This is a genomic window from Actinomadura sp. NPDC000929 (assembly GCF_040492065.1).
GTDB classification, from domain to species: domain Bacteria; phylum Actinomycetota; class Actinomycetes; order Streptosporangiales; family Streptosporangiaceae; genus Spirillospora; species Spirillospora verrucosospora.
The window spans coordinates 1-2,227 of record NZ_JBEUPA010000315.1 but is presented as its reverse complement, the minus strand read 5'-3'; the positions used below and the strand labels follow the sequence as shown (position 1 = coordinate 2,227).

The following is a 2,227-nucleotide window of genomic DNA, read 5'->3' as shown; positions in this document are numbered from 1 at the left end:
GGCGGAGTACGCCGAGTTGTGGCTGCGCGATTCCTGCGAGGTGGGCACGCCCGAACCCGGCGGCGCGGCGGCCTGCTCGCGCAGCCAGCGCACCAGGTCGTTCCATGCCGACACGTGCGCGCGCCACTGGTCGTCGACCCGGGCCAGCTCCTCGCCGCCCGCGAAGCCGGCGAGGACGGGCAGCAGGCGGTGCTCCCACAGCGCCCGCCCGATGAGGCAGGCGGTGCGGTGGTCGGGATGGCGCCGGTCGGCGGCCAGGCCCGCCAGCCCGGGCAGGTCGGCGGCGGTGATCCGGCGGCCGAGGTAGTGCGGGGGCATCGCCGGATCCAGCCACCGCACGAGGTGCAGGAGCTTGACGTCGGGCGGCAGCGTCGTCATGAGGTGGCCGTCGACGAGCGCGATGCGGCCGTCGTCGGGCACCTCCGCGAGCCACTCCCGCAGGCTCCGCCACGCCTCGCCGGTCTCGCCCCGGCCGAAGAAGTACTGGGCGGCGTGGTCCCAGTTCTCGACGAGAGCGCGGGCCAGCTCGCTCCTGCCGGTGTAGCGGCGGCCCCTGAACGGCAGCCCGGCGCCCACCGGGACGCTCTCCTCCGCGACCCGCGGCGAACCGCCGTCCAGCCACTCCCGTACCTGCTCGCCCGTCCATCGCGCGCGCGGGTCGCGGGTCAGCAGCCCCTGGCACAGCAGCCGCAGCCGGGGGTCGGAGACGTCGTCCGCGCTGACCGGCCGCGTCGCGAGATGGTCGACCACGACGGTCTCGCTCAGCCCCTGGAACGGCGGCCGGCCCGTCGCCAGCTCCCGGACGATCATGCCGAGCGACCACCAGTCGCGCGCCGGCGACACCTGGCCGGACAGGGACTCCGGAGCGGCGTAGGCCAGCGTCCGCGACGACGAGGCGAACACCACGCTCTGGTCGAGGACCCGGCTCAGCCCGAAGTCGGCGATGGCGAGCCGCAGCGGCTCCCCGCCCAGCACCAGGACGTTCTCGGGCTTGAGGTCCCGGTGGACGATGCCGGCCCGGTGCAGCGCCTCCAGACCGGCGGCGAGCTGGGCGGCGACCTCGGCCACCGTGTCCTCCGGGAGCGGCCCCTCGTCCATCAGCGCCCGCAGGTTGCCGTCCGGCGCGTACGCGGCGATCTCGTAGTCGCGCCCGTCGGCGTGCCCCGTCTCCAGGATGCGCAGGACGTTCGGCGCGTCCAGCGCGGGCAGCTTCGCCCACACCTCCCGGTCGGCGCGGTACCCGCGGCGGAAGATCTTCACCACGAACTCGGCGCCGTCGGCGTCGCGCACCAGGAGCAGGTCGGACTCGGCGCCCTGCACGGGCAGCTCGGCGACCGTCGCGTACCGCTCGCCGAGCACGGCCGGCAGCCGCATCAGCGGATCCCCGGGACCGTGCCCCTCCCGCCGGGTCGACGACGCCGGGCGCGGCCCGGGCACCTCCGCGTCCCGCCGCGTCGTCCCGGCGTCGCGCCGGGTGTCGCGTGGCGGGGCGCCATCGAACTCGCCCACAGCCGTCCCGTCTAGCCCTTGTCCTTGATGGCCCGAAGATACTCGCTGATCTTGAACTGGTTGATGACGAACTCCAGGGCGATCCGGGTCGCGAACACCTGGAAGAGCCACGCGAACGGGGACCCGAGGAGGAGCATGAGGCCGAACGCCGCGCTGTCGTCGAGCCACGCGATCCCGTACACCGCCATCAGCAGCGCGAACAGGGTGATCGGGATCAGCGCGAGCACGTAGAGGATCTTCACCACCCGCGTGGTGATCATGGTGTCGAAGTTGAGGTCGAACAGCCCTCCGAACACGTTCCCGCCCCTCGGCTCGCCGGGCGGGGGCGCCCATCCCCGCGGCGGCTCCGGGTACCCGGAGGCCGGGCCGGGCGGGCGGGGGCCGGGGACGGGGCCGGGGAAGGGGCCGCCGGGCCCGGCGGGCCCGCCGGGCGGTGGACCGTAGGGCCCGCCGGGACCGCCGGGCGCCTGCGGACGCGGAGGGTTGCCAGGGTCCGGTGGGTTCGTCATCACCGTCGTCTCCAGTGTGGGGACCGCTACACGGAGACTCTAAAGCCTGGCCCCGTCCGCCGCCGGAACCCGCCGCGCGACGATCCCGTATCGCGCGGGGGCCCGGTGCGGACGCGCGGGCCGGCGGTGCCAGGTTCTGGCGTCGGCGCACGGCCAATCTCGTCCGGATACAGGTTGCGCGCGAGCTGCTGCGTGATCGTCGAGCCGCC

3 protein-coding genes are annotated in these 2,227 nt (G+C 74.9%); all 3 read right to left on the bottom strand.

The features are described from left to right. A partial coding sequence (locus tag ABWI04_RS42545; RefSeq protein ID WP_353835959.1) for a protein kinase domain-containing protein occupies positions 1-1,509 on the bottom strand: 1,509 nt, incomplete at its 3' end. Between the two features lie 11 nt (positions 1,510-1,520). After that, complete coding sequence (locus ABWI04_RS42540; protein ID WP_345177049.1) at positions 1,521-2,018, bottom strand: DUF4282 domain-containing protein; 498 nt, start codon at positions 2,016-2,018, stop codon at positions 1,521-1,523. 26 nt (positions 2,019-2,044) lie between these two features. Continuing rightward, the coding region (locus ABWI04_RS42535) for a hypothetical protein (RefSeq protein WP_353835958.1) at positions 2,045-2,227 on the bottom strand (183 nt) is incomplete at its 5' end.